At 60.3% G+C, this 19,132-nt stretch carries 19 protein-coding genes and 3 pseudogenes; 9 read left to right on the top strand and 13 right to left on the bottom strand.

Annotated elements, in window-relative coordinates; translation table 11 throughout:
* Positions 1-45: 45 nt before the first annotated feature.
* Positions 46-360: pseudogene (locus JCM7685_RS06600) on the bottom strand (transposase); the annotation flags it as partial.
* 377 nt (positions 361-737) lie between these two features.
* On the opposite strand from JCM7685_RS06600, the gene JCM7685_RS19550 reads away from it, so the two are divergent.
* The gene (locus JCM7685_RS19550; RefSeq protein WP_139218170.1) at positions 738-2,054 is read left to right on the top strand and encodes a hypothetical protein; all 1,317 of its coding nucleotides are present in this window, start codon (positions 738-740) and stop codon (positions 2,052-2,054) included.
* A 64-nt stretch (positions 2,055-2,118) separates the two neighbouring features.
* On the opposite strand, the gene JCM7685_RS06595 is transcribed toward JCM7685_RS19550, so the two are convergent.
* The 3 genes from JCM7685_RS06595 to JCM7685_RS19540 all read right to left on the bottom strand — a co-directional run bounded on the left by JCM7685_RS06595 (position 2,119) and on the right by JCM7685_RS19540 (position 3,693).
* On the bottom strand, positions 2,119-2,475 hold the full coding sequence (locus tag JCM7685_RS06595; protein ID WP_074971284.1) for an HNH endonuclease: 357 nt from the start codon (positions 2,473-2,475) through the stop codon (positions 2,119-2,121).
* Positions 2,476-2,481: 6 nt separating this feature from the next.
* A complete protein-coding gene (locus JCM7685_RS19545) occupies positions 2,482-3,207 on the bottom strand; it encodes a hypothetical protein (protein WP_139218169.1) in 726 nt (241 codons plus the stop codon).
* Positions 3,208-3,351: 144 nt separating this feature from the next.
* Positions 3,352-3,693, bottom strand: a complete 342-nt coding sequence (locus tag JCM7685_RS19540; protein WP_139218168.1) for a hypothetical protein — start codon at positions 3,691-3,693, stop codon at positions 3,352-3,354.
* A 139-nt stretch (positions 3,694-3,832) separates the two neighbouring features.
* Between JCM7685_RS19540 and JCM7685_RS06585 the strand changes: the two genes are divergently transcribed.
* The gene (locus JCM7685_RS06585; RefSeq protein WP_100526019.1) at positions 3,833-4,765 is read left to right on the top strand and encodes an IS5 family transposase; all 933 of its coding nucleotides are present in this window, start codon (positions 3,833-3,835) and stop codon (positions 4,763-4,765) included.
* A 30-nt stretch (positions 4,766-4,795) separates the two neighbouring features.
* Here JCM7685_RS06585 and JCM7685_RS19535 read toward each other — a convergent pair whose 3' ends face one another.
* Positions 4,796-5,035 (bottom strand): hypothetical protein, encoded by a 240-nt coding sequence (locus JCM7685_RS19535; RefSeq protein WP_139218160.1) that lies wholly within the window; start codon positions 5,033-5,035, stop codon positions 4,796-4,798.
* A gap of 475 nt (positions 5,036-5,510) precedes the next feature.
* Here JCM7685_RS19535 and JCM7685_RS19530 point away from each other — a divergent pair, with 475 nt between their 5' ends.
* Genes JCM7685_RS19530 through JCM7685_RS06580 form a run of 3 tightly spaced genes read left to right on the top strand, consistent with a single transcriptional unit; the run spans position 5,511 to position 8,174 of the window.
* A complete protein-coding gene (locus JCM7685_RS19530) occupies positions 5,511-6,080 on the top strand; it encodes a hypothetical protein (protein ID WP_139218161.1) in 570 nt (189 codons plus the stop codon).
* A 4-nt stretch (positions 6,081-6,084) separates the two neighbouring features.
* Positions 6,085-6,471, top strand: coding sequence for a hypothetical protein (locus tag JCM7685_RS19525; RefSeq protein WP_139218162.1), 387 nt, complete (start codon positions 6,085-6,087; stop codon positions 6,469-6,471).
* A 38-nt stretch (positions 6,472-6,509) separates the two neighbouring features.
* Entirely contained in the window at positions 6,510-8,174 is a 1,665-nt protein-coding gene (locus JCM7685_RS06580) for a calcium-binding protein (RefSeq protein WP_083412987.1), read from the top strand.
* Between the two features lie 135 nt (positions 8,175-8,309).
* Here JCM7685_RS06580 and JCM7685_RS19520 read toward each other — a convergent pair whose 3' ends face one another.
* The 4 genes and pseudogenes from JCM7685_RS19520 to JCM7685_RS06570 form a co-directional block, all read right to left on the bottom strand.
* Positions 8,310-8,969, bottom strand: coding sequence for a hypothetical protein (locus JCM7685_RS19520; protein ID WP_139218163.1), 660 nt, complete (start codon positions 8,967-8,969; stop codon positions 8,310-8,312).
* A 41-nt stretch (positions 8,970-9,010) separates the two neighbouring features.
* Positions 9,011-9,943, bottom strand: a complete 933-nt coding sequence (locus JCM7685_RS06575) for an IS5 family transposase (RefSeq protein WP_100526042.1) — start codon at positions 9,941-9,943, stop codon at positions 9,011-9,013.
* Between the two features lie 128 nt (positions 9,944-10,071).
* Positions 10,072-10,173, bottom strand: a pseudogene (locus JCM7685_RS20705) (IS66 family transposase); the annotation flags it as partial.
* Positions 10,128-10,712: an HK97 family phage prohead protease gene (locus JCM7685_RS06570; protein ID WP_074966608.1), complete on the bottom strand. Its 585-nt coding sequence runs from the start codon at positions 10,710-10,712 to the stop codon at positions 10,128-10,130. The gene JCM7685_RS06570 and the pseudogene JCM7685_RS20705, both read right to left, overlap by 46 nt.
* A gap of 61 nt (positions 10,713-10,773) precedes the next feature.
* Here JCM7685_RS06570 and JCM7685_RS06565 point away from each other — a divergent pair.
* Positions 10,774-11,149, top strand: a pseudogene (locus tag JCM7685_RS06565) (IS5 family transposase); the annotation flags it as partial.
* An 86-nt stretch (positions 11,150-11,235) separates the two neighbouring features.
* Here JCM7685_RS06565 and lipA read toward each other — a convergent pair.
* Positions 11,236-12,183: a lipoyl synthase gene (lipA, locus tag JCM7685_RS06560; RefSeq protein ID WP_074966607.1), complete on the bottom strand. Its 948-nt coding sequence runs from the start codon at positions 12,181-12,183 to the stop codon at positions 11,236-11,238.
* 141 nt (positions 12,184-12,324) lie between these two features.
* Here lipA and JCM7685_RS06555 point away from each other — a divergent pair, with 141 nt between their 5' ends.
* Positions 12,325-12,873, top strand: coding sequence for a peroxiredoxin (locus JCM7685_RS06555; RefSeq protein ID WP_074966606.1), 549 nt, complete (start codon positions 12,325-12,327; stop codon positions 12,871-12,873).
* A gap of 64 nt (positions 12,874-12,937) precedes the next feature.
* Here JCM7685_RS06555 and JCM7685_RS06550 read toward each other — a convergent pair whose 3' ends face one another.
* Positions 12,938-14,122, bottom strand: coding sequence for a DUF6456 domain-containing protein (locus JCM7685_RS06550; protein WP_083412607.1), 1,185 nt, complete (start codon positions 14,120-14,122; stop codon positions 12,938-12,940).
* Positions 14,123-14,334: 212 nt separating this feature from the next.
* On the opposite strand from JCM7685_RS06550, the gene JCM7685_RS06545 reads away from it, so the two are divergent.
* Positions 14,335-14,667, top strand: a complete 333-nt coding sequence (locus tag JCM7685_RS06545) for a DUF6477 family protein (protein ID WP_074966605.1) — start codon at positions 14,335-14,337, stop codon at positions 14,665-14,667.
* On the opposite strand, the gene JCM7685_RS06540 is transcribed toward JCM7685_RS06545, so the two are convergent.
* Positions 14,654-16,234, bottom strand: a complete 1,581-nt coding sequence (locus JCM7685_RS06540; protein WP_074966604.1) for a helicase HerA-like domain-containing protein — start codon at positions 16,232-16,234, stop codon at positions 14,654-14,656. The two genes, JCM7685_RS06545 and JCM7685_RS06540, sit on opposite strands and share 14 nt — an antisense overlap.
* Positions 16,235-16,725: 491 nt before the next feature.
* On the opposite strand from JCM7685_RS06540, the gene JCM7685_RS06535 reads away from it, so the two are divergent.
* Positions 16,726-17,466: an invasion associated locus B family protein gene (locus JCM7685_RS06535; protein WP_231964693.1), complete on the top strand. Its 741-nt coding sequence runs from the start codon at positions 16,726-16,728 to the stop codon at positions 17,464-17,466.
* Between the two features lie 75 nt (positions 17,467-17,541).
* On the opposite strand, the gene JCM7685_RS06530 is transcribed toward JCM7685_RS06535, so the two are convergent.
* Positions 17,542-19,086, bottom strand: coding sequence for a DegQ family serine endoprotease (locus JCM7685_RS06530; RefSeq protein ID WP_074966603.1), 1,545 nt, complete (start codon positions 19,084-19,086; stop codon positions 17,542-17,544).
* Positions 19,087-19,132 lie beyond the last annotated feature (46 nt).

The following is a 19,132-nucleotide window of genomic DNA, read 5'->3' as shown; positions in this document are numbered from 1 at the left end:
GCACCAAAGAGTTGATGGCCGGATTTCCCCTTTCCCCGGACAGATCTATCCCACGGCCTCTGTGACGGGGATGCCAAGCGCGGTGTAACGGTTCAGAATAGCGATACGGACCTGAAGCTCGGCGACCTGTCGGTCAAAGTCCCGTGCCATGAGGCGCTGACCCAGCAGTTTCACACAGTGCATCTTCGTCTCGACGCGGCTTCGGGGGTGGTATCCACTCCATCGTCGCCAGAGGGCACGACCGAGGTATTTCGATGCCCGCAGAGCCTCGTTTCGTGCGCCCGCGCCGGCGGCGACTGTCTTCCAGGGTTTGGCGTTCTTGCGGGGCGGAATGACAGCGTCGGCGCCGCGGTCAGCGATCCACCCGGCTTCAAGGGAGGATAGAGTTGAACACCAGATAGCGGCCTGGTCTGGGGTCAAATGGTCGGGTGGTGTAGCAATAGACATTGAAAATACCTTCGACTATGTGAAGGTATTTATTCGGACCAGAAAAAAGGTTTTTTATGCCCGGTTGTAATCTGCAGTGCCCCCGTGCCGATTACGGTTCCCCCGGCCCGAAGATCGACCTTCCCCCCGAGGGGCCTTGACAAGGGAGGCGAGATATCTTTCGCAGAGCGAATCGGTTGCAATAAATCGCTGGGAAGCATTACGCCCCATTTTCAGAAGATAATTTTGCGAATCACAACTCTGTGATACACTGCCCTGACTGTCTACCCAACATGTTAATGAGGTGCGTTATGCGTTTAGGAAGTATTTCTGCAATCGCCGTGATATCTTTGTGCGCCAGCAACGCCGGTGCAGAAGATATAAAGCTGAATATTGTAATCGCAAACAATGTCCACCGGACAACTCATCACTACAAGACCGCTGTCGCAGAAGCAAATCGGATACTCCAACAATGCACTGGAGTTTCCGTAAAGCTGAATAATTTGGTTAAAATGGGGAAAACAATCGGCAATGTTGCTCTCATAGAAGAAAAGACTCGACAGGAAGTTATGAATATTGCCATTGCTGGATATGGAGCAAATGTTCTTGTTGTGAATGATCTTAGAGTGTGCGGCCCGTTGAAAGAGGAGGCAGGAAAAAATGTTCTCGGCTGTGCGGGCCATAAAAGTGCTATGACAATCGAAACCCTTCGAGATCCACACGTGGAGGGGCGCGCTATCGCACATGAACTTGGGCACACAGTAAACCTTATGTGGTCAATCTCAAACGGAAGCGCCCACTCCCCTGACGGGAATTATCTAATGTATAATTCTCTCAATCCAAGCTTGGCAACTCCAATGGTGTCGGACGCAGAATGTGCGAAGTTCGCTAACATAGCGGATCGTTATAAGTCTCCGAGTTCTGTCGCTCATCCTGAGGCGGTATATCTTACAAATGACAGCCATCTCCCAGAAGCCTCTGGGGCGGCTTTTGCTGAAGAAGTATCAGATAAAATGCAGGTCGTGACATTGACCCTTGACAGTATATTGCAGCAAACTTGGCAGGGCGCTTTCCCACAGGCCGAACTTGACGAACTGATGAAGGACGAAACCTCTCTCCCAATGGTGCGCGCGAAAGTGATTGCCGGCGAAAACCTAACGATTAGACAGAACTCTGCAGACATTTTAGGCGCTTATGGTCAACCTGTAGACATTGACATACTGCAGAGTTCTTTGAAAATATCGAAGGCGGACGATGATCCCGCAGAGCTTCAGAGATTTTCAGCAGCGGTTATCACTGCAATCACAAATCTTGGCATAACTCATAACGAAAAAAGAGCCGCCACAATTATTCAAACGCTACTAACCCAAATGGTAGCCGGAAACTCAAGCGGACTGCCAGTCGAAGGACTAGACGACAGCCAGCAGATAGATGTGATGTCAAGCGCCGCAACGGCAGCACTTGAAGCGACGCCGGCGCTTACTCAAGCGGGACTTATTGATGGACCTGCGGCATTAATTGAAGATTCAGGCGGCGATCTCATCAGCGATGAGGCTCTTCGGAAGGTTATTGAAGATTCCCCGCTTCTTATTGATCGGAACTTCATGAACAGGATAATAAACTTCTGACGATAGATTTTCCGGCATTCCGGAAGAGTTGTAGCCGCTGGGGAGAGCATCAGCGGCTACAGTATTAAACGCCGACTTCGAGTTCGGCGTTCCTCTTTCGGATCAGTTCCAGCCAATCAAGTTCCACCATAGGCCAGCCGGTGTCGGGGTTCAGCTTCGGGCGGAAGCCAGACAGTCCTTGCGCTTCCCGTTGAGTCTTCTCGCGATGGCATGCGATGCACAGCAGCCAGGCGTTGTCCTGGCTGTCGGTGCCGCCTTGGCTGACAGGAACGATGTGGTCTACCTCGGCCCCATGCACGGCCAGGCCGTAGTAGCTGCACCGGAAGTATAGACCGGCATCACGACTACGGACGTAGCGGCGCGTCGCTCGCCATGCACGGCTGTTGTAGTCGTTGTGATGGTTCTTCCTGTCCCATGCCATGCCGCGTCACACCCAGACCAGTTCAGGTGCAGGCATCTTAGAAACAAGCTTACGCGCGGATACAGCGTCGTCCTGCGGCAGAGTCTTTGTTCTGATGATGTTGGTAGCCAGATGGTCGCGGAGCCTGCCCACGCCTTCTACAGCAATGCTACGGTTGGCTGTATAAGCCTTGCCGAACATCCGCAGCCTGATCTCGTCTTCTGGGTTCGGTCGTTCAAAGGTTTCCAGTTCCTTCGGCAGGTCGCGGGCGATGGATAGCAGCAGGTTGACGATGCGATCAGCGTCAACAACGATCCAGTCGCCATGCTTGGTTTTCGGGTCGATGCGATAGACAATAAACCTTTGCAGCGGGGCAGAATAGCGGACGTAGCTGCCGTGCAGCACAAGCAGCCGGATCAGGATACCGCGCGGGCTGATCGGAACATATTGGGCGCAGTAGTAGTGCTTTAGCCACTTGCGCGCTGTCATTCCTTTTGGTCTGTGATGTTCAGCTTCATCGGCAATGTCTGCGAAGTCTTTTTGAATAACAGATAGAGTCGGCAATTCAAGTTCAGTGTATTCAGTCATTGTAATTTTCCGTTCCCCGAGTCGGATAGGGCTTGCTTTTCTTTTCTGGAATTCGGAACGCTTCTGGTCTCGGAACGGATTGCCACCCGTGGGTTGATACAGCATGATCCAATCCGGGAGACCGCTTTCCAAGAAAGAGATGTAGTTTTCGGGTTCAATCGCCAAGTGTTGCTTCATCTTCGTTTTTAGGCGGAACGTCTTTACCGGAACTCGGTAAACGGCGTGGCAATAATGGTCGCAGATTCCCGCGATGGTTCTATTACGAATATTGCCTTGATAGAACATCGCAGATAGAAGTTCACCATAGTTTCATCGTAGTATCTTATTGTATCTGATCTTCTGTGAACGGGTCAGGTCTTTGCGATCTGTCCGAACGCCTTGCACATTGCGCCGAGGCATGTAGAGGTAATCTGCACCGAACATGCGCTTCACCTTCGGGTCGTTTGAAATGATCAGCTTTTCAATGAACCGGGTTGCGGCTTCGCCATCGTGGCGAATTGAGAACAGATGTTCGGTTAGTCGCTTTTGCAATTTGGCAACTTCTGCATTGCGGGCTTTTGTTCTGACCTTCTCCCAGCAAGCTTCGCAGCAATACTTGCGGCCAGCGCCTTCAAGAAAGGTTTGGTCGCAGCCCGGACGGGCACAGGTCATGGTTCGCTTTTGGGACGCCTTCGCTTCGCGGCGAAGATTGTTCTTGTAGTTGGTGCGGCAAGCATCCCCGCAGACCGGCTCTGTTGCACAAATCCTGTCATGGATTCATCTGATGAAACCCGTACGGTAGCTGGTCTGCATGAGCCGACCCGCATCCCCGACATACAGAACCCGGAACTGGCCAGCCTACAATGAAGCGCTCAAGCGCCGGGGTTCGCTGACGATCTGGTTCGACCCCGAGATGAGCTGGGATGCCGCGCCGACAGGCAGGCGTGGCCGCCAGCAGACCTACAGCGATGCCGCCATTCAGACGTGTCTTTCGATGAAGGTGCTCTTCGGCATGGCGCTCAGGCAGACGACTGGTTTCGTCGAGAGCCTGCTGCAGTTGGTTGGTCTCGACTGGACGGTGCCTGACTTCAGCACCCTGTCCCGTCGCCAGAAGACCCTGGCTGTGAACATACCGTATCGCGGGTCCAAGGGGCCGCTGCACCTGCTGATCGACAGCACTGGCATCAAGGTCGAGGGCGAAGGCGAGTGGCACGCCCGCAAGCATGGCGGCCCGAAACGGCGCGTCTGGCGCAAGATCCATCTGGGGATTGATGAGGAAACGCTGGAGGTTCGGGCGGTGGAGATCACAGGGAGCCACATCGGCGATGCGCCGGTGTTACCCGACCTGCTCAAACAGATCCCGGCGCACGAGCAGATCGGCCGCGTCACAGCAGACGGCGCCTACGACACCCGCAAATGCCACGATGCCATCGCTGACCGCGGCGCCGACGCTGTCATTCCGCCCCGCAAGAACGCCAAACCCTGGAAGACAGTCGCCGCCGGCGCGGGCGCACGAAACGAGGCTCTGCGGGCATCGAAATACCTCGGTCGTGCCCTCTGGCGACGATGGAGTGGATACCACCCCCGAAGCCGCGTCGAGACGAAGATGCACTGTGTGAAACTGCTGGGTCAGCGCCTCATGGCACGGGACTTTGACCGACAGGTCGCCGAGCTTCAGGTCCGTATCGCTATTCTGAACCGTTACACCGCGCTTGGCACCCCCGTCACAGAGGCCGTGGGATAGATCTGTCCGGGGAAAGGGGAAATCCGGCCATCAACTCTTTGGTGCAACAGAGTCAAGGCACTTGCGTAACAAAAAGACATCTAATGTCGGGCTTCGCCCGTTCAAGTGTTCAATGGAAGAAAAATCAAAAAGAATCTGAAGCGAGGCGAAGCCCGCGACATTGGAAGGCAATCCACCTTCATCACGGGCTTCGCCCGAACCATTTTCATTCCATTCTTCTGTTGGTAACAAGAAGGGAATCAAAACAGGCGAAGCCGTCATGATGTTCATAAAATGTCACAAGTTCAATCTATTTCCAATCTGAAAGAAAAAAGCCGAAGGCGTTCGCCAAAGCCAATCACCTTGTCAAAAGGCTTCGCCCTCGCTGTGACCTCTGGAAACCTATTGTCTTCCTATGTTGCGGGCTTCGCCTCGCTTCAGATTCCTTCCTTGTTGATTGTCTTTCTATCTTATAGACGGCTTCGCCTATTTTGGATTATTCCATCATTGGTTCCGCCGAAGGCGGTGATTGATGGCATTGGTTCCAGCAGTTGCTCTTATAACAACGCCCGGTCAGTTTTACCCGGCAACGATACACAGTAGTATATACCCGTGGCTGTCACCCTTCATCCGGGCAGACTTATCGACCAGCGTGTTTATGATCCTAGATCGTCCGAGGTGTGTAGCTGCTGCAGCAAATAGCATGTAATACAAAATGGCAAACGAATCGGGGTTGACGAACATGATTGGTTAGAGGAAGGAACTGTTGTTTCATCTTGAAACGCTACAAAAGCTTCCTGCCGCTGGGGCCTTGATAGTTCAAGCCCTTTGCGCTCAACATTTGGAACGAACTATGAAGCGCCCCACTAAAGTTTCAGTTAGAGTAATTGACTATGCCTTAAAGATTTCTTTAGTATATTTGGTGGCGCAGATTTTTTATCTCCCGCCTTTAGCGAACAATTGGATTGTTACCCGCCTATCATCAATTACATCAACCCAAGCTGAATACACATTCAGTCAAGCATATTTTGGATTTTCGTTTATTTCATATATCATTTGCGGCTCACTAGTTTTCTATGTAGGCAGGCATTACACCGTCCAGCTTCCCGCAGGTCTCAGGCGGGTCGGAGTTGGAACCCATTTTTCAACCATAATGATGTTTGCTTTTTGCAATATCGCACTGTTCATGAGATTGGACAATGTTCGACCATCCCCGGAATTTTTGCGATATCTATCCTACATAGTGTTGTGGATTATCGTAATTTGGTGGATATCAAACCTAAAAAACAGCATAGCCGGTATTTCTTCTACCAAACCCCAAGACGAAAGAAAATGAACCAATGACGGAAAGCGTAACCTTAGATACGGTAACCATCCACGGCAGTAATGGCTTTGGAATCGGCGACGGATTCGATGCGTTTATGAGCTCCATTCTGGGATGGGCCAATGAGCATAATATCGCCGTATATTACTACCATCCTGGAGACGGCCCCGGAGATCCGAATGCCCCACCCGGGATATATATACCGCTTCCGGTATCTGTCACACCAACGAATTTCAATAATATTGCAAGTGATTTTAACACTGCTCTTATTTTTTCCGCGACTACATCTTGGGGGTTCATAACCTCGGCAATTATGGATGACTTTAAGCAGGGGAACGTTGCTGCTTTTGATACAGGCATGCAAGTGGCCGTCGGTATCAAAGAGCAATTCACCGCGCCGTAATAACTGCCAGTGCCGGAGATATCGTTAAAGGCGCGGCTATGGCGAATGCAGTAGGCCGCACCTTTACTGCTATTGGTTTTCTTCTCGAATCTCCTGAAATCGTGGAAGCACTTCATACGCGCCAAGGACTCGCTGGTGTTACCACACAGTTTGCCGGAGCAATTGCGGGGGTCGCCGGCGGACTTTGGGGAGCCAGTATAGGCGCTGCAGCGGCCGCGAGCATGGCGGCAGCGTTGGTTGGCCTATTGGCTGGTATGCCTATTACCATTCTCAGCGCAGTAGCAGTTGTAGGCATATCCTTCATAGCAGCATCCATTAGCGAAGCCATTGTTGAAAGTTTGGTTACCCAACTTTTCGAAGGCATGGGTGACGATTTGAAGGTTCACACCAATGATGTCGATGTTTATATTGGAGGATTGCGTGGCGAGACGCTCATGGCAGGAAGCGCGGATGATTTCGTATATGGGAGAGGTGGAAACGACAATATCTCGGGCGGGACAGGCTCGGATCATTTGCTTGGAGGCTCTGGGAACGATACAATTACAGGAGGATCGGGAGACGATTTTATTTCTGGCGGAAGCGGAAGCAACAACATGACTGGGGGCGTCGGAAATGATAGCTATGTTGTTGAATCCGAGGGCGACACGGTAAATGAAAATGTTAATGGCGGAGTTGACAAGATAGTGGCAAACATTAGCATTAATCTAAATGATGCAAGATATGCAAATGTTGAAAATGTCACCCTTATTGGAGAATCCAATATTTCCGCTACTGGTTCCGATCACGATAACAGCTTAATCGGCTATCTTGGGAATAATCGCCTATACGGAAATGATGGCGACGATCATTTGAGTGGCTCTTACGGAAATGATACTCTTTATGGTGGAGGCGGAAACGACACGCTGAACGGGGGCTTTGGCTTGGACTCCATGATCGGTGGGGCGGGAAATGATATATATTATGTTGATGATCTTGGTGATGTTGTCATCGAGGGGTCTAATGGAGGTGAGGATACCATTAACTCGGCGATCTCGATCAATCTAGACAGACCTAATGATGCCTACGCCAATGTCGAGCATGTAGTTCTCCAAGGCACCGAAAATATTAATGCCTACGGTTCAGTTTCCGATAATAGCCTAACCGGAAACAGGGGAAACAACCTTCTGAACGGAAGAGCGGGAAATGACAGTATTGTTGGCGCAGCAGGAAATGATACTTTGTATGGTGAAGCTGGCAACGACATTCTGAATGGCGGAGCCGGGGTAGACAGTATGGTCGGTGGCACTGGCAACGATATCTACTTTGTCGATGATATTCGTGACATCATCGTCGAAACGGCCACCGGCGGCACGGATCGGATCAACTCCTCAATTAGCATTGACCTGAACCGATCTGGTGATGTTTACGCCAATATTGAAAACATTATCTTGCTCGGCGCGCAGAACTTGAACGCCTATGGTTCAGGTGGAAGCAACAATATAACCGGAAACAGCGGGGCGAATATCATATCCGGTCGATACGGCAACGACAACTTGGCCGGAGGTGCGGGCGCCGACACATTCATATTCAGTAAGAATTACGATCAAGATGTAATCACTGACTTTGAGGACAATACGGATACAATCCGCCTGCTCAACTTTGGGGTAACAACATTTACCCAGGCTCAAGGCTACGCCGCAGATTGGTGCAAATGTGGTATTTGATTTTGGAAACGGTGATACATTGACAGTTCGAAATACAACAATCACTGCTTTAGCTGACGACTTGGTATTTAGACCGTCCTGTCAGCGATATAGACTTTCTATTATACGCGGATATATATCGGTCGTTAGCTCTGATCATAAGTGCGGTCTAGTTCGCAAGTTGATACCCGCCTCGGAGTTGGGGCGGGTGTCTTTACACCACTGCTCAGCCATCGCCCGTGCGATCCCTGGGTAGGTTAATGACCGCTGCAACCACCTGCCCTCAGTCGGTCCCAGACGGTTTTGCCCAGAGTCTGTCTGGTTGAACCACCTCTCCACAACCTTGCCGTCAGGACGCGTCACCAGCCGTCCTGGAACACGCTTGGTCGGATCAGGGACAAGACGTGGCAGACGGTCCAGCCATAGCCCTGTGGCCTTTGAGGCGTCGTCCCCGAACTGCCACGGCTGGATCACCTGATCGGGCGGTCGGATCGCCCTGTTGACGAAGCTTGTTGCCGGGTTCTCAATGGCTTTCGGATACGGCAGGTCCAGCAACCGCTTGAAGTCATCGAGTGCTGCCGCGCGGGCTTCCCTTCGGGCCGCGCCGGTCAACGTGCCTGGCTGAACCCTCTGGTGATAGCCGGTGCCCGGGTAGCGGTCATAGTCGAGGTCTTTGAACGCCCATGCCGCAGAACATGTGAGATAAGTGCAGGTCGGATGAAACACTGCCCAATCCCAATCGTCGTGGATATGGTTCCAGATATCGTCTTGGATGTGCCACGGATGATTTGCCGGTCGGATGAGACTCTGTTGCACCAAAGAGTTGATGGCCGGATTTCCCCCTTCCCCGGACAGATCTATCCCACGGCCTCTGTGACGGGGATGCCAAGCGCGGTGTAACGGTTCAGAATAGCGATACGGACCTGAAGCTCGGCGACCTGTCGGTCAAAGTCCCGTGCCATGAGGCGCTGACCCAGCAGTTTCACACAGTGCATCTTCGTCTCGACGCGGCTTCGGGGGTGGTATCCACTCCATCGTCGCCAGAGGGCACGACCGAGGTATTTCGATGCCCGCAGAGCCTCGTTTCGTGCGCCCGCGCCGGCGGCGACTGTCTTCCAGGGTTTGGCGTTCTTGCGGGGCGGAATGACAGCGTCGGCGCCGCGGTCAGCGATGGCATCGTGGCATTTGCGGGTGTCGTAGGCGCCGTCTGCTGTGACGCGGCCGATCTGCTCGTGCGCCGGGATCTGTTTGAGCAGGTCGGGTAACACCGGCGCATCGCCGATGTGGCTCCCTGTGATCTCCACCGCCCGAACCTCCAGCGTTTCCTCATCAATCCCCAGATGGATCTTGCGCCAGACGCGCCGTTTCGGGCCGCCATGCTTGCGGGCGTGCCACTCGCCTTCGCCCTCGACCTTGATGCCAGTGCTGTCGATCAGCAGGTGCAGCGGCCCCTTGGACCCGCGATACGGTATGTTCACAGCCAGGGTCTTCTGGCGACGGGACAGGGTGCTGAAGTCAGGCACCGTCCAGTCGAGACCAACCAACTGCAGCAGGCTCTCGACGAAACCAGTCGTCTGCCTGAGCGCCATGCCGAAGAGCACCTTCATCGAAAGACACGTCTGAATGGCGGCATCGCTGTAGGTCTGCTGGCGGCCACGCCTGCCTGTCGGCGCGGCATCCCAGCTCATCTCGGGGTCGAACCAGATCGTCAGCGAACCCCGGCGCTTGAGCGCTTCATTGTAGGCTGGCCAGTTCCGGGTTCTGTATGTCGGGGATGCGGGTCGGCTCATGCAGACCAGCTACCGTACGGGTTTCATCAGATGAATCCATGACAGGATTTGTGCAACAGAGCCCCGTGGACCGGAAAGTGAGGCGGCGGATGATCGAGCGGGACCATCCTGCGCTGTCGGTCGGCGTCGATCTGGCGCAGGCCCTCGGCGGCAATCTCCAAGCCATCGCGGTCGAAGACCTCTTTCAGCTTGCGCCTTGCGTGCGCCCAGCAATGCGCCAGCCGAATGGGATCAGGTGACAGGCCGGGCCGCGATAGGGCTGGCGGTCCTGGTGGATTTCCCATGCCCTCGCCTCGATCTGGGCTTGCGAATAGGCCGGCCGGGTGACGGCCGAGACCTCGAACAGGTCTGCCGCCGTGACGGTGCGCAGCGTCCCGGCCGCGCGCCGCTCGATCCGCTCGCCACCGCGGGGAACGCGGAAGCCCGGCGACAGGCCCCGGATCAGGCCCGAGGCATGGGCGGCAAGGAAGTCCCGCGGCCAGCTGGTCTGACCGTCAATCGTGGCCTCGATCTGCAAGGCGCTATCGGTGTCGCGCAGCTGCAAGGTGCCTGCCGCGCGCGAGGCCAGTGGGCGGTTGAAGTCGTGGCCGGCCAGCAGGTGGATATCCTCGCCCCACTCGATCCGGCCCGCGAAGGCGCGGGCCGCGATGACCTCATACCGCCCGGCTGCCAGTTCGGTTTCCGCGCCATAAGGGAACATGGCCCGAAGGCGAGTTGCCCCGCCCTCGCTGCGCAGTTCCAGCGCCCCGAGTGACGCTCCCCACAGCATTACGGCTCTCCGATGCCGGTCAGGTTGCGGGTCTGCATCCTGCGCGGCACGGTGAAATCGGGGCATGAACATCAAACTGCACGCCGGAGCCGACGCCAAAGGCCGACCGATCGGGTTTTTCCTGTCCGCTGGTCAGCTGAGCGATTCCACCGACGCGGCGGCCCTTCTGAGCAGCCTGCCGAAGGCGGGCTGGTTGCTGGCAGATCGGGGATATGACGCCGACCGGTCCAGGGATGCATTGAAAAACAAGGGCCTGCATCCCAGGCCGGAAGATTCGCAAGAAGGCGGTGGAATGCGACAAGCGGCGCCACAACCGGCGCAACCGCATCGAGACCATGTTCGGGCACCTCAAGGACTGGCGGCGTGCCGCCACACGAGACAGCCGATGCCCTGATACTTCCTTCTCCGCGATCATGCTCGCCGCAATCGTTCTCTTCCGGCGGTCAAATTCAATGAGCCTGGAGCCTAAGACCTCGTGGAACACCTCCTGCACAATCCCGAAGCGCTTTTGCAAGAGACCGCGTCAGGCGCGGCCCAGCTTCTCCATCCGCGCCGTGCGCATCCGCGCGAAATCGTCGCCGGCGTGATACGAGGACCGCGTCAGCGGCGTCGCCGAGACCATCAGGAAGCCCTTGCCATAGGCGGCCTTCTCATAGCTCTTGAACTCCTCGGGGGTGACGAAGCGGTCGACGCGGTGATGCTTCGGCGTCGGCTGCAGGTATTGCCCGATGGTCATGAAGTCGATGTCGGCGGCGCGCATGTCGTCCATGACCTGCAAGACGCCCTGCCGATCCTCGCCAAGGCCGACCATGATCCCCGACTTGGTGAACATGCCGGGATCCAGTTCCTTGACGCGCTGCAACAGCCGCAGCGAGTGGAAATAGCGCGCGCCGGGCCGCACGGTCGGGTAAAGCCCGGGCACGGTTTCCAGGTTGTGGTTGAAGACGTCGGGCCGCGCCTCGACCACCGTTTCCAGCGCGCCGGGCTTTGACTTCAGGAAGTCGGGCGTCAGCACCTCGATGGTGGACTTGGGCGAGCGGTGGCGAATGGCGCGGATGGTCTGGGCGAAATGCTCGGCGCCGCCGTCGTCCAGGTCGTCGCGGTCGACCGAGGTCAGCACGACATGGTTCAGCCCCAGCTTCTGCACGGCATGGGCGACGCGGCCCGGCTCGAAGGCGTCCAGCGCATTGGGCTTGCCGGTCTGGACGTTGCAGAAGGAACAGCCGCGGGTGCAGATCTCGCCCATGATCATCATGGTGGCGTGGCCCTGGCTCCAGCATTCGCCGACGTTGGGACAGCCCGCCTCTTCGCAGACGGTGGACAGGCGATGCTCGCGCAGCAGGTCGCGCGTGTCCTTGTAGCCCTGGCTGGTCGGCGCCTTGACCCGGATCCAGTCCGGCTTCTTGGGCTGGGACTGGTCGGGGCGATGGGCCTTCTCGGGGTGGCGCAGAACCGGGGGCATGTCCGCCATGTCGGCATCCTTTGCTGATTTCCGCCGAACCTAAGACCTTTTCACCCCTTGATCAACGCCCATGCAGTGTGCATCTAGACCCCGTCGATGCCGCACCGCAGCATCGGCCTGAGGGAGGAGCGGATGATGAAAGGACCAAAGATGAACAAAGGCGATCTGCTTCCCGACGTGACCTTCCAGACCCGCGTCCGCGACGAATCCGTGGGTGGGCCGAATCCCTATCGCTGGCAGGCGATGACCACGGCCGACTACTTCGCCGGCAAGCGCGTGGTGCTGTTCTCGCTGCCGGGCGCCTTCACGCCGACCTGCTCGACCTACCAGCTGCCCGGCTTCGAGAAGGCCGCCGCGGAAATGGCCGATCTGGGCATCGATGCGATCTATTGCATGTCGGTCAACGACAGTTTCGTGATGAACCAATGGGCCAAGGGCCAGAACCTTGAAAACGTCAAGGTCATTCCCGACGGCTCGGGCGCGTTCACCGACCAGGTCGGCATGCTGGTGCGCAAGGACAACCTGGGCTTCGGCGCCCGCAGCTGGCGCTATGCCGCCATCGTCAACGACGGCCGCATCGAGGCCTGGTTCGAGGAACCCGGCCGCTGCGACGACTGCCCCGAGGATCCCTATGGCGCCAGCTCGCCTGAATCGGTGCTGGAATGGCTGCGCGCCAATCCGGTGCAGGCCGCAGCCTGATCCGACCCCCGGAAACACGAAAGGGCGCCACCGGGGCGCCCTTTTTCATGGCCGGGACCGGAACTTAACCGATCAGCGGCGCGCCCGAGCCATAAGTCTCGCGGTAGTGGCGTTCCAGCCGCATCAGCGCCAGGCGCAGCACGATCTTGCCCGAGCGAGCCGACCAGCCCAGCCGGCGCTCGGTCATCTCGACCCCTTCCAGAAAGCAGCACACCCGCAGGCACATGTCGCCCATGCCCGGCCCCAGCTCGCGCAGCGCCGCGGCGACCCGGTTGCGCGCCCCTTCCGAGCCGCCGCCCATGCCGGCCGACACGCGCGAGGTGTCGATGCCCGAGGTCAGGAAGCCGTCCCAGTTCTGCGTCACCCGCGGGCCCATCTGCGCCAGCTCGAAATCCTCGCGCAGGCGCTCGCCCGCGGCGACCAGTTCGGGGGCCAGGAACGGGCGCCCGTCCGGCTCGCGCCGCCGCGCCAGCATCAGGAGCGGGCTTTCGGCGATATTGACCCGGGTGCGGCGGCGGCGGCCGTCCTCGGGGTCGGTGATCTCGCGCTCTTCCCATTGGCGGTGCCGGTTGGCATGGGCGAATTCGGCCGCGGCCTCGGCGCAGCCCTGCGGCTCGGCCATGGCCACCGGCGCCGCCTGGGCGAAATCCTCGTCCTGCGGCAGGGCATTGCCGCGCCGGGCGGCCAGGATGCGCCGCAGCGCCTCGCGCCCCTGCCCCGAGATCGCATAGCGGCTGACCCGACCCTGACCCAGCAGTTGCACCCAGGCGCGGATCGCCATGTGCTCGGCCAGTTCGCGGTCGAGGATCGCGGTGCGGATCTCGTCGCGCACGACGATGGCCTTGTCCATGCCCTCGGCCACCACCAGCTGCGCCCCCGGCTCGGCCAGCCGGCGCAGGATGCGGGCGATCTGGCGCATGCCGGTGCGGCCCGGCGACGGCGGGTTCGCGGTCCGGCCGCGGTCCGCCGCACGCTCGACCGCCTGGTCGACCAGCGGATCGTCGCGCCGCGCCTCGAAGCGGCGGATGCGGCGCAGGATGGTCGAGGCGTGGCAGCCCGCCTCGCGTGCCAGCGCCCGGATGGTCTCGCCGCCCTCGACATGGCGCAGATACAGCGCCAGGTCGGCATCCTGGGCCTGGGAGCTTTCGTCCGCATCGCTCGGGCCGAAGGCCGAGGTCCCGAAGCCGCCAGGCAGAGCGGCGATCGAGGCTTCCGGGGCGAAATCTCCCGTCAAAATCGTCATGGTCATTCCTTCGCTTCCTGCAAACGAGCGGGCAGACGCTCGCCTATGGGTTGTTTTACGCCCTGCCCGTCCGCACCGGGATCAGGCCGAGATGCGGCGATATTTGCTAAGAATTCCTAAATATTCCTTGCTGCGGCGCGCGCAGCTCGGCGCTGCGGCGCAACACACGCATTGGTTGTGCAAAATTTTCCCTGTTCCGGCCAGCAAGGGAAACCGCCATGACGATGATGAGCAATGTGATCGCCTTCCAGCCGCGCCTCGGCCAACCGCAGATGCGCCGTCCGCGGCTTCTGGTGCGGGCGGCACGGGCCGGGCTGGCGGGCTGGAACCGCCGCCGCGACCTGCGCCGGCTGCTGAAATGCGACGACCTGCCGGCGGCCGGGGTCGCCCTGGCCCGGCTGCGCGCCGAGGAGGCGCAGCTGGACGCGGTGCGACGCGAACGCCGCGCCGATTATGACGTCCACCGCCATATCCTGCTGTTGATCGCGATCCTGGCCGAGACTGCCGAGGCCGCGCCCCGCCCCGTGCGGGCGCCGCTTACTTGCCTCTGAACAGCGAACCCAGAACGCCGCGCACCAGGGCCTGCCCGGTCTTGGTGCCCAGTTGCCGCGCCAGGCTCTTGCCGAAGGTGGTGGCGATCGAGTCGCTGCTGCCCGCGCGGGTCCGGCTCGGCTTTGCGGCCGGCTCGGGCGGGATCTGCAGCTTCGGATCGTAGCGCCGGCCGCGGTTGTGCGGTGCCTCCATCGACCACAGGTCGTCGTCGCCCGGCTTTGCCGGCGGCGCGCTGGCCGCGGCGGCTTCCTCGGCGCGGTGGGCCAGGATCTCGGCCGCCGATTCGCGGTCCAGGGCCGTACCGTATTTCGCCGCCATCGGCGAGGCCGCGTTCAGCGCCGCGCGCTCGGCATCCTCAATCGGCCCCAGCTGCGACAGCGGCGGCCGGACCAGCGTGCGCTGCACCATCCCCGGCACGCCCTTGGCCTCCAGAAGCGAGGTCACCGCCTCGCCGGTGCCGACCGCCTGGATCGCTTCGGCGGTATCGAACGCCGGGTTCGGGCGATAGTTCTGCGCCGCCAGCTTCAGCGCCTTCTGGTCCTTGGCGGTAAAGGCGCGCAGCGCGTGCTGCACCCGATTGCCCAGCTGCCCCAGCACCGATTCCGGCAGGTCGGCCGGGTTCTGGCTGATGAACCACAGGCTGACGCCCTTGGACCGGATCAGCCGCGCCACCTGCTCGATCTTGGCCACCAGCGCCGGCGGCGCGTCGTCGAAGAGCAGATGCGCCTCGTCGAAGAAGAAGGCCATCTTCGGCTTGTCGGGATCGCCCACCTCGGGCAGCTGCTCGAAAAGCTCGCTCATCAGCCACAGCAGGAAGGTCGCGTAAAGCCGGGGCGCGTTCATCAGCTTCTCGGCCGAGAGGATGTTCACCATGCCCTTGCCCGCGCCATCCAGCCGCATCATGTCGGCCAGTTCCAGCGCCGGCTCGCCGAACAGCCGGTCGCCGCCCTCGCCCTCCAGCACCAAGAGCGCGCGCTGGATCGCGCCGACCGAGGCGGTCGAGACATTGCCGTATTTCAGCGACAGCTCCTTGGCGTTCTGCCCGACCCAGACCAGCATGGCCTGAAGGTCCTTCATGTCCAGCAGCGCCAGCCCCTCCTCGTCGGCGACGCGGAAGGCGATGTTCATCACCCCCTCCTGCGCGTCGGTCAGCCCCATCAGCCGCGACAGCAGCAATGGGCCCATCTCGGCCGGCGTGGTGCGGACCGGGTGGCCGCGCTCGCCCCAGATGTCCCAGAAAGTGACGGGGAAGGCCTGATAGTCCAGCGCCATGCCGATCTGCGCGGCCCGGCTGGCGAAAGCGTCCTTCAGCTTGCCCTCCGGATCGCCGGCCCGGGCGATGCCGGCCAGGTCGCCCTTCACGTCGGCCATGAACACCGGAACCCCCGCCATCGAGAACGATTCGGCCAGCACCTGCAGGGTGACGGTCTTGCCGGTCCCGGTGGCGCCCGCGATCAGCCCGTGACGGTTGGCGTATTTCAGCAGCAGGTTCTGCGGCTGGGCATGACCTTCTCCGCCGCCGCCCAGAAAGACCGTTCCGGCGGCCAGATCGACGATTGCTGTCATGTTTTCTCCTCGGATCGGCAAAAAAATGCGGCCTGCGGCAAATTGACAATACAACCGCAACGATTTTGTGCCAGTCTGTTCCTGTCGGTCACCGCTCTCGCGGGCGGCCGGCTTCCTCCCTGTTGGACTGTGCCGCGCCCTCCGGCGCGGCATTTTTTTGCCCGCGCCGACGCTCCAGCCCGTTCACGCGGCGGTCATCACGATGTCACAACCTGTCGAATAGAGTAGTTGACGGACAAGTTTCCTGCCTCTAGCTTTCGCATCAATGATGACCGGCCAGTCCGGCAGGGAAGGTAAATTTCGGGGATCCGGGGTGCCGTGCGCGCTTCGGGTCCCTTGCTTTTCGGGGCCCGCTCTCGCCCCGCCGCCGCAGGTTTCCGCCCATATCCCCTTGGCACGCAAAGGTGACGGCCGCCGACGCGATCCGTCCTGACAAGCCGCGGCGCCCGTGCTAGGAGCGGGTCCGATGCATGGACCAAAGGAAGAGAACCATGGCAAATAGGACTTCCGCGGCGCTGATCGCCGCCCTCTTCACCCTGACCGGCACCGCCGCCAGCGTGATGGCGCAGGACGCGACCACCCCGGCCCCCGCCGAAGCCCCCGCAGAGGCTCCCGCCAGCGAAACGCCCGCCGCCGCCCCGGCCGCCACCGAGACGCCTGCAGCCGAAACGCCCGCCACCGCCGCCGAAGCCCCGGCCGAGACCCCCGCCGCCGACGGCGAGCCCAAGGTCGGCCAGCCCTATGTCAAGTCGACCAACGGCGACTGGACGCTGCGCTGCATGAAGACCGACAACGGCAAGGACCCCTGCGAGCTGTTCCAACTGCTGAAGGACCAGAACGATTCGCCGGTGGCCGAGGCCTCGGTCATCCCGATGACCGGCAATGTGCAGGCCGTGATCACCTTCATCGCGCCCTTGGAAACCGATCTCCAGGCCGGGCTGGGGCTGCAGGTCGATGCCGCGAAAGAGGCCCGCTATCCCTTCATGCTCTGCGCCCAGGTGGGCTGCATCTCGCGCATCGGTCTGGCCGACGCCGAGCTTGCGCCGCTGAAAAAGGGCAACAAGGCCACCGTCTCGGTGCTGCCCTTCGGCGCCCCGAAAGAGCAGATGGTCAAGCTGAACCTGTCGCTCAAGGGCTTCACCGCCGGCATGACCGCGCTGGCCGAGGCCAACAAGGGCCTGACCGAGACCGCGCCGGCTGCGGCCCCCGCGGCCGAGGCGCCCAAGCCGTAAGCCATGCGAAAAGGGGCGCCGCTGCGGCGCCCCGTTCCAGTCGGGCCGGGCGAACCCCGGCCCTTTTTCATGCGATCATTCCACCGGCAGGGCGACGAAGCGCGGCTCGCCCGCGCGGCGCACCATGACCAGGATCGACTTGCGGCCGGCGTCGCGCGCCTCTTTGACCCGCGCCTCCAGATCGGCCAGCGAGGCGACCGGCTGCTGGCCCGCCTCGGTGATGACATCGCCCGGCGCCAGGCCGCGGTCGGCGGCGGCCCCGGTCGGATCGACCGATTGCACCACCAACCCCTGCATCTCGCGCGAGACGCCCAGTTCGGCCGCGATCTCGGGCGTGAGCGGCGCCAGCGCCATGCCCATCACGTCGCTCGCCGCCTCGCTGGCGCTGTCCATCTTGCCCGAGCCGCTGCCCTCGGCCAGTTCGCGCCGGCCCAGCGTCACCTTCAGCTCGACCGGCTTGCCGTCGCGCTGCACCGTCACGTCCACGGCCTTGCCCACCGGCGCATCCGCCACCCGGCGCACCAGGTCGCGCGGATCCTTGACCTCGCCGCCGGCGAAGCTGGTGATGACGTCCCCGGACTTCATCCCGGCATCCGCCGCCGGCCCGGTCGGAACGTCGGTGACCATGGCCCCCTTGGCATCGGCCAGGCCCAGCGAATCGGCGATGTCCTGCGTCACCGGCTGGATCTTGACCCCCAGCCAGCCGCGCCGGGTCTCGCCATATTCCTCGAGCTGCTCGACCACCTTCGAGACCACGTTCGAGGCCATCGAGAAGCCGATGCCGATCGAGCCGCCGTTGGGCGACAGGATCGCGGTGTTCACCCCGATCACCTCGCCGTCCATGTTGAACAGCGGCCCGCCCGAGTTGCCGCGGTTGATCGCCGCGTCGGTCTGGATGAAATCGTCATAGCTGCCCGACAGCGCCCGGTTGCGCGCCGAGATGATCCCGGTCGAGGCCGAGAAGCCCTGCCCCAGCGGGTTGCCCAGCGCCAGCACCCAGTCGCCCACGCGGCCCTTGTCGCTGTCGCCGAACTTGACGAAGGGCAAGGGATCCTTGCTTTCGACCTTCAAGACGGCGATGTCGGTCTTGTCGTCCTTGCCGATCACCTTGGCCGGCAGCGTCTTGCCCGAGAAGAACTCGACCTCGATCTCGTCGGCGCCCTCGATGACGTGGTTGTTGGTGACGATCAGCCCCTCGGGCGAGACCACGAAGCCCGAGCCGAGCGCGTTCGAGCGCTGTTCCTCCATCGGGCCGCCGAAGGGATTGCCCCCCGGCCCCTGCGGGAAGCCCGGAAAGCCGAATTCGCGGAACAGGTCGCTGAACGGGCTGCCCTCGGGCAGTTGCGGGCCGCGCGCGAGCGGCGTCGAGACGGTCGAGGTGGTGGTGATGTTCACGACCGCCGGGCTGACCTGCTCGACCAGGTCGGCAAAGCTTTCCGGCATGACGTTTTCGCGGCGCGCCTTGCTTTCGGGCGCAGCCAGCGGCTGGTTGTCGTTGGCGGCGGCCTGCGCGGAATCGGCGCCGGGCGTGGCGGCCTGCTGGGCGACGGCCGGCGAGAACGCCATCAGCAGGGCCAGGCCCGAAGCGGTCAGAAGATGACGGGAAGAGGGTTTGTTCATCTGGATTGTCTCCTTCCATGCCGGGACGACTCTTACAGGCACCGCG

Source organism: Paracoccus aminovorans (assembly GCF_900005615.1).
GTDB classification, from domain to species: Bacteria; Pseudomonadota; Alphaproteobacteria; order Rhodobacterales; family Rhodobacteraceae; genus Paracoccus; species Paracoccus aminovorans.
This window is presented reverse-complemented; position numbering and strand designations above follow the sequence as displayed.

What these genes read in the sequence shown, in the direction of transcription:
- JCM7685_RS19550 (WP_139218170.1), top strand. Translation starts at nt 738, where the DNA reads ATGCGTTTAGGAAGTATTTCTGCAATCGCCGTGATATCTTTGTGCGCC.
- JCM7685_RS06595 (WP_074971284.1), bottom strand. Translation starts at nt 2,475, where the DNA reads ATGGCATGGGACAGGAAGAACCATCACAACGACTACAACAGCCGTGCA.
- JCM7685_RS19540 (WP_139218168.1), bottom strand. Translation starts at nt 3,693, where the DNA reads ATGACCTGTGCCCGTCCGGGCTGCGACCAAACCTTTCTTGAAGGCGCT.
- JCM7685_RS06585 (WP_100526019.1), top strand. Translation starts at nt 3,833, where the DNA reads ATGAGCCGACCCGCATCCCCGACATACAGAACCCGGAACTGGCCAGCC.
- JCM7685_RS19535 (WP_139218160.1), bottom strand. Translation starts at nt 5,035, where the DNA reads ATGAACATCATGACGGCTTCGCCTGTTTTGATTCCCTTCTTGTTACCA.
- JCM7685_RS19525 (WP_139218162.1), top strand. Translation starts at nt 6,085, where the DNA reads ATGACGGAAAGCGTAACCTTAGATACGGTAACCATCCACGGCAGTAAT.
- JCM7685_RS06580 (WP_083412987.1), top strand. Translation starts at nt 6,510, where the DNA reads ATGGCGAATGCAGTAGGCCGCACCTTTACTGCTATTGGTTTTCTTCTC.
- JCM7685_RS06575 (WP_100526042.1), bottom strand. Translation starts at nt 9,943, where the DNA reads ATGAGCCGACCCGCATCCCCGACATACAGAACCCGGAACTGGCCAGCC.
- JCM7685_RS06570 (WP_074966608.1), bottom strand. Translation starts at nt 10,712, where the DNA reads ATGCTGTGGGGAGCGTCACTCGGGGCGCTGGAACTGCGCAGCGAGGGC.
- lipA (WP_074966607.1), bottom strand. Translation starts at nt 12,183, where the DNA reads ATGGCGGACATGCCCCCGGTTCTGCGCCACCCCGAGAAGGCCCATCGC.
- JCM7685_RS06555 (WP_074966606.1), top strand. Translation starts at nt 12,325, where the DNA reads ATGAACAAAGGCGATCTGCTTCCCGACGTGACCTTCCAGACCCGCGTC.
- JCM7685_RS06550 (WP_083412607.1), bottom strand. Translation starts at nt 14,122, where the DNA reads ATGACCATGACGATTTTGACGGGAGATTTCGCCCCGGAAGCCTCGATC.
- JCM7685_RS06545 (WP_074966605.1), top strand. Translation starts at nt 14,335, where the DNA reads ATGACGATGATGAGCAATGTGATCGCCTTCCAGCCGCGCCTCGGCCAA.
- JCM7685_RS06540 (WP_074966604.1), bottom strand. Translation starts at nt 16,234, where the DNA reads ATGACAGCAATCGTCGATCTGGCCGCCGGAACGGTCTTTCTGGGCGGC.
- JCM7685_RS06535 (WP_231964693.1), top strand. Translation starts at nt 16,726, where the DNA reads ATGGCAAATAGGACTTCCGCGGCGCTGATCGCCGCCCTCTTCACCCTG.
- JCM7685_RS06530 (WP_074966603.1), bottom strand. Translation starts at nt 19,086, where the DNA reads ATGAACAAACCCTCTTCCCGTCATCTTCTGACCGCTTCGGGCCTGGCC.